Annotated in this window: 8 protein-coding genes; 7 read left to right on the forward strand and 1 reads right to left on the reverse strand. The window is 37.8% G+C overall.

The window, feature by feature from the left end:
* Positions 1 to 383 precede the first annotated feature (383 nt).
* Complete coding sequence (locus ABLA76_RS16535; RefSeq protein ID WP_047766218.1) at positions 384 to 566, reverse strand: YdaS family helix-turn-helix protein; 183 nt, start codon at positions 564 to 566, stop codon at positions 384 to 386.
* 109 nt (positions 567 to 675) lie between these two features.
* Here ABLA76_RS16535 and ABLA76_RS16540 point away from each other — a divergent pair, with 109 nt between their 5' ends.
* From ABLA76_RS16540 to ABLA76_RS16570, 7 genes are all read left to right on the forward strand, one after another.
* Positions 676 to 1,377, forward strand: coding sequence for a S24 family peptidase (locus tag ABLA76_RS16540; RefSeq protein ID WP_047766219.1), 702 nt, complete (start codon positions 676 to 678; stop codon positions 1,375 to 1,377).
* Positions 1,378 to 1,386: 9 nt separating this feature from the next.
* Positions 1,387 to 2,538 (forward strand): type I restriction endonuclease, encoded by a 1,152-nt coding sequence (locus ABLA76_RS16545; protein ID WP_047766220.1) that lies wholly within the window; start codon positions 1,387 to 1,389, stop codon positions 2,536 to 2,538.
* 414 nt (positions 2,539 to 2,952) lie between these two features.
* The gene (locus tag ABLA76_RS16550) at positions 2,953 to 3,315 is read left to right on the forward strand and encodes a hypothetical protein (protein ID WP_348988763.1); all 363 of its coding nucleotides are present in this window, start codon (positions 2,953 to 2,955) and stop codon (positions 3,313 to 3,315) included.
* A 92-nt stretch (positions 3,316 to 3,407) separates the two neighbouring features.
* Positions 3,408 to 4,481 carry a RelA/SpoT domain-containing protein gene (locus tag ABLA76_RS16555; RefSeq protein WP_348988764.1) on the forward strand — a complete coding sequence of 358 codons (1,074 nt, stop codon included), beginning with the start codon at positions 3,408 to 3,410 and terminating at the stop codon, positions 4,479 to 4,481.
* A 141-nt stretch (positions 4,482 to 4,622) separates the two neighbouring features.
* Positions 4,623 to 4,817, forward strand: a complete 195-nt coding sequence (locus tag ABLA76_RS16560) for a hypothetical protein (RefSeq protein ID WP_348988765.1) — start codon at positions 4,623 to 4,625, stop codon at positions 4,815 to 4,817.
* Positions 4,818 to 5,072: 255 nt separating this feature from the next.
* Positions 5,073 to 5,369: a hypothetical protein gene (locus ABLA76_RS16565; RefSeq protein ID WP_348988766.1), complete on the forward strand. Its 297-nt coding sequence runs from the start codon at positions 5,073 to 5,075 to the stop codon at positions 5,367 to 5,369.
* A gap of 26 nt (positions 5,370 to 5,395) precedes the next feature.
* A complete protein-coding gene (locus ABLA76_RS16570; RefSeq protein WP_348988767.1) occupies positions 5,396 to 5,620 on the forward strand; it encodes a hypothetical protein in 225 nt (74 codons plus the stop codon).
* The last annotated feature ends 13 nt before the right edge of the window (positions 5,621 to 5,633 follow it).

The following is a 5,633-nucleotide window of genomic DNA, read 5'->3' on the forward strand; positions in this document are numbered from 1 at the left end:
TTTATTTTTCATGTATAATTACCTCGCTTATTGAATTCATTCCAAATGATTCAACTAGAACAATTAGCCTCACCAGTGGCTGCTAGTGAGGCGCCTTTCAGTAATATTCATCATTTCCAATCTAATTCCTGCTAATTCAACCAATACGGGCGTTTACGTGTTCCATACGTAACATTCCTAATGTTTAGTTTCGTTTAATAAAAATACAGGTATATCAACTATTCTGAGATAGATGATGATCATAGGTGGGAAAAAAACTGCCCTGATTATTTCGGGTCAGTTTAGCCAATCCGCTTAAAGAGGATTGGTTGCTCCAAGAGTGCCTAGAGCGTTCCGGGGCGTCCAGAATCTGAGAATTCGGGACTTGTTAAAGAGCGAGGGTATTACTTGTTTTTAATTAATTCAGTCAAAGGGATACCAAGCTGCTCATGAATTTGCGCGTATCTTGCAGGAGGTATATACCCTTTTTTAATCCATTGCCGAATGGCTTGATCCCTGACGTTTAGTATTCTGGCTAGTGCCGGAACACCTCCAGCTTTTCTAATCGTCGCTTCCAGTACACTCATATGAATTTTCCTTCTTCACGAATAGTTATAAAACAAAATACAAGAGATACTTTAAAAAGTAAAGTTTTACTTGCTTTGAAAATAAAAGCCTCGCTTGTATATTTGAGGTATGAAAACGATGCACGAAAGAATCAAGCAGGCGAGACTTGCAAAAAAAATAACTCAGGCTGAACTGGCAGAGATGCTTGGCGTTACTCCACAATCTGTACAGCAATGGGAGTCAAGCACAGAGCCAAGGAAATCAAGGCTAACCGCATTGGCATCTATCCTTGATGTTGATGTTAATTGGCTTTTGTTTGGTGAAACTCCTAAAAAAGATGTGAGCCAAATTCCACCAGAGAACGAATGGACAACCATTGCGACATGGGACAGTAATACGTCATTAGATGGTGACGAAATAGAAGTACCGTTTTTGAAAGATATTGAGTCTGTGTTCGGTGATAGAACTCGCATTGGCACAGATTATAGCGGCTTTAAATTGAGGTTTTCTAAAGCAGCATTGAGAAGAGTTGGTGCGCCAAGTGATGGTTCCACGATTATTTGTTTCCCTGCAAAGGGGGATAGCATGGGGCCAATTATACCGCATGGTGCAACTGTAGCCATAGATACGACAAACAAAACCATTATTGATGGAAAAGTGTATGTAATTGAGCAAGATGGGTTAAAACGCCTTAAGTGCCTTTACAGGCGTCCGAGTGGAAAAATACTTATCAGAAGTTATAACCGTGATGAATACGAAGATGAAATCGCAGGTGAAGATAAAGTAATCATTATTGGGAGAATGTTCTGGTATTCCGTTTTAGATTATTAAGGATATGGAATGGACAATTTCAAGATAAAATTAAAACATCATGTTGATCACGTTAATAACGTAGGTCAACACTGCACCACAGAAGAAACAACTAAGCAGGCACTAATACTGCCTTTTTTGGATATTCTTGGATTTAGCCCGTATGATCCGCAAAAGGTTAAAGCAGAATATGGAGCCGATTTCCCTGGTGTTAAGGCAAATGAGCGCGTTGATTATGCTTTATTCTGCCAAGGGGTTCCCGTGATGTTTATCGAGGCAAAAGGATACAGCGAGAAGCTGGATAACCATTGCCCTCAATTGTCCAGATACTTTAACTCGACTCCAGAAGTCACCATATCGGCCATTACAAATGGACTGGAATGGCGCTTCTTTACTGATTTAAAACAAAAAAACGTCATGGATCCTGCGCCGTTTTTGCGTATTAAAATGGATGAGGTTAGTGATGCGGACGCTAGCCAACTTTTCCGCTTTAGACACGATAAATTCAAACCAGAGGCGCTAAGGACGCTAGCAGAAGAAAGCGTTTATCTATCCGCATTTACTAAAACTATCAGTGCTAGTTTGAGGGATATTGATAGTGAATTTGTACGATATGTTGCCAGTCGCTCTAATGTTGAGCGCCAATTAAATCAACGCTTCATTGAATCAATCACACCGTTAGTGAAGCAGGCTGTCGAAAAGTCTGTTAGTGCAATGGTAGTTTCCGGTCTTTCGAATAAATTCACCCCAATTGATGGAACTCAAGAGGAAATAGTACATCAAGAAAGCTCGAAAGAGTTTGAAAACATTGTCGATCCAGACAATCCCAACATCATCACTACTAAAAATGAGCTAACTTTATTTGAAAGAGTGAAGTCAATCGTCGGAGACGACGGTGATTTGCAATACAAGGATACAGAATCTTATTTTGGTGTTCTTTATCAAGGAAAATCAAACAGATGGTTAGTGAGATACTTTGATAAGAAGAACAAATCCTATATCCAGATCCCAATTGAACTCACTGATATACTGTTGAATGAAGTCAATAGAGCTGGGCTATCAGCCAACAATTCACGAATATTTATAGAAGCCCCAGAAGATATTTTGAGGATTACAGGCATCATCCTTGATGCGTTTGAATTCGTAAAAAATAACGATAATTTTAGAAAGAAAACTCAATAATCATAATAGCCACCATTATGGTGGCTTTCCATTTTATTCCCAAAACTTCCCATTCAAACGCCACCTTGCTCACATTTACAACAATTAATAAAAATTAATCTGCTTTAAAAACAAGAGAATATAAAGAATTTTGGCATTTTCTTTACCTATTAAGACAAGTATTACTTGTTTTTATAAAGCTATACTTGTATATTCTAATCATCGAACAGGCAGGACGCCCACGAAGTAGCCGCCAGTGGCATATGAATGACTGGATGATTCGATAATCAGTAATACCAAGTTTCAGGAGTACCGCTCTTTTAAAAATCTGGAAAGATTCAGGCATTCTTGAATCAACCCCACTGAGTAGGTTTTGGGGTGTAGTGAAAATAAGGTGAATAACTACACCACCAAAACTTACTTATGGAGGCGAATATGGCTAATACAGATCGCTCTATACTTTCTATTAAGAAAAATGGCGATAAAAAAACCCCGGTTAAAGTAAAAACTCAGACAGCTTATACCGCTCGTCGTTTTGAGCGCCGGGCTAAATTCTTGGCAAAGAAAAGTCAGGAGCTGGAGTCAAAATTTCAATCCCGCTCGGTGGAAAAAATTATAGATTCAGTCGTCAGAAACGTTGATGAAAATGAATTGTACGCTCGTCTTATCGTAGGACTTAAGACGCATGTGAGCACTGACAACAGCGGATCTTGCTGCATGAGTGACGTAGCCCTGTATTCAACCAAAACCAAGCCCCGCCGTAGATCGGAGTCGGGCGGGGTTACGGCTAGGGGGTGATCAGTAGCGCACCTTATCAATCATAGAATTGAGCCATGCTAATTGACGGATTATATTGAGGGTTTATCTAAATAACATAAGGTATCCCTACGATGGCTAGTTCGCAGTACGAAAAAGGAAAAATCAAGTTGCTGTACACTAAAAGTCAAATAAAGAAGGCTGGGGAAAATATAAGAAAGGATGAAAATATAATTGAAGCTATAGAGATGATAAGAAATTATCGGGCGGCTCATTTATACCCCTTAACTATTATAAAAAATCTAATATGGAAACGTGCTAAAAAAATAGCGCCAAAGGCTATTATTGCACGCAGATTAAAAAGACTGCCAACAATAATTGATAAACTACAAAGGAAAACGCTCGATGGGAAAAATAATAATTCAATATCTATAGTTAGAATGCAAGATATTGGCGGGTGCAGAGTTATAGTCAAAAACAAAAGGGAATTATTGGCACTTAATAGATCTTTAGAAATCAGCAGAACCGTTCATGTACTTAAAAACTTTAAGGATTACACAGTAGAAAAACGCAATACGGGTTACCGGGGAATACACAGAATATATCAGTGTTACGGTAAGAAAGCATTTCATGACTGGAAAGGTTTTTTGATAGAGGTTCAATTAAGAACAAAACTACAGCATTTATGGGCTACAACTGTAGAGGTTGTTGATTTATGTGAAGGAAAAACCTTAAAGACAAATCCCGCTAATTCAGATCCGAAATGGATTGAATATTTTAATATAATGAGTGATTTTTTTGCTGATGAAGATGGTTTTATTACATTAACAATTGAGCAAAAATCAGCATATAGAGAAAAATTAATTGAACTTAATAGGGAGTTAACGGCAAGAAGTAAACTCCTTTCATTTAAGAGTATGTTTTCAGGAGATAAGGTTAAATTATCCAAAGGAAACAAATATGTTGTTCTTGCTATAAACGAAAAAGAAAGAAATGTTTTCTACAAACTCTTTACATCAAAAGAAAAAGAAAAGGCTTTGAAATTATATTCAGAAATAGAAGACGTTGAAGATCATCTTGGCGTCTTTATCCATCTAGATGATGTAAAATCACTACAAGCGGCCTATCCAAACTACCTTATTGATACTACTTTTTTCATTGATAAGTATGATTCTTTTACTACATGGGTAGATGCACCGAGTGACTAAATAACAGACACTTTCTTTGCGTTGTGGAATGCAAGAAACCACTGCCGCCTGAGGTGGTTAAATAGGCAGGTACATCATAAATTAACGATAGACTTCCCCGCCGTAGACTGGAGTCTGGTGGGTTATGGCTAGGGGGTGAATATGGAAAACAAAATCAACGAGTTCATTTTGTATTTGACCGAACGTAGCATCAATCCACGTGAAGTGGCTCATGATCCTGAATTGATGAATAAATACATGCGCGAATATTACATCGCACAATGCGATTTTTGTGACACGGTTTTGAAAACGCATAAAGAATCGCCGACCCGTATAAAGCAAGTGCTAGGGGTTTGATCATCAAATAAACAATATTAATTCTGAGGGTATAAATATGAAAAAATTATTTCATGTGTTAGCTGGAAAATTGGAGTATTACAAAGGTGTACCGACAGAGAATATCAAGTTCGCCGATGTGTTCGACTCGATGGAGGAAGCGGAAAGATGCGTTATTGAAAATAATTTAACATCATATCCAATGTGCTACGTCAAAGTTTGTTTCATCAAATAAACTAACTCCAGCTCATTTCCGAGTGGGCTGTGGTGAGTTGAATGCTAATAACTGAGGATATTGTTATGCAGGTAATTCATATTATTCATAAAGGCGAGACCACGATCCGCATAATTGCAACAATGTTCTACGGTATTGGACTGGCAGAATCTATCAATATAGATGTATTCAAAAAAGATGTTGACGATGCTAAATTTATTCTGTGCGGGAATAGGCCTCATCCTGAATGGCGTCGGATGTCTGTAGATGAATATATTCAACATGGTCGTCCTGAGATATTCAAATATGTCACTTACGCAGAAATAATCAGAGTTGTAAGAGAATTGAGAAATATTTAAATAATTAAACCACCGAAAGGAGAATAATGATGAATAGAATAACACTTACAGGTAAACAAATATTAGCAGTATGTAAATTTGCTGGAATTCCTCATGGTGAAATAACTAACGAGGAATTAGAGCAGGAATTTACTATCGGCGATAATTTAGCAATTCAGGTTGACGGTGGGATTTATATAGAGCAATTAGGAATTTATTGTACTGATTATCCAGAGGACGGAGCTATGTCACTGGAGAATAACGATGCCTAAACATATACACGCC

The sequence above is a fragment of the Xenorhabdus sp. SGI240 genome, from assembly GCF_040081915.1.
Classification (GTDB): Bacteria; Pseudomonadota; Gammaproteobacteria; order Enterobacterales; family Enterobacteriaceae; genus Xenorhabdus; species Xenorhabdus bakwenae.

What these genes read in the sequence shown, in the direction of transcription:
- ABLA76_RS16535 (WP_047766218.1), bottom strand. Translation starts at nt 566, where the DNA reads ATGAGTGTACTGGAAGCGACGATTAGAAAAGCTGGAGGTGTTCCGGCA.
- ABLA76_RS16540 (WP_047766219.1), top strand. Translation starts at nt 676, where the DNA reads ATGAAAACGATGCACGAAAGAATCAAGCAGGCGAGACTTGCAAAAAAA.
- ABLA76_RS16545 (WP_047766220.1), top strand. Translation starts at nt 1,387, where the DNA reads ATGGACAATTTCAAGATAAAATTAAAACATCATGTTGATCACGTTAAT.
- ABLA76_RS16550 (WP_348988763.1), top strand. Translation starts at nt 2,953, where the DNA reads ATGGCTAATACAGATCGCTCTATACTTTCTATTAAGAAAAATGGCGAT.
- ABLA76_RS16555 (WP_348988764.1), top strand. Translation starts at nt 3,408, where the DNA reads ATGGCTAGTTCGCAGTACGAAAAAGGAAAAATCAAGTTGCTGTACACT.
- ABLA76_RS16560 (WP_348988765.1), top strand. Translation starts at nt 4,623, where the DNA reads ATGGAAAACAAAATCAACGAGTTCATTTTGTATTTGACCGAACGTAGC.
- ABLA76_RS16565 (WP_348988766.1), top strand. Translation starts at nt 5,073, where the DNA reads ATGCTAATAACTGAGGATATTGTTATGCAGGTAATTCATATTATTCAT.
- ABLA76_RS16570 (WP_348988767.1), top strand. Translation starts at nt 5,396, where the DNA reads ATGATGAATAGAATAACACTTACAGGTAAACAAATATTAGCAGTATGT.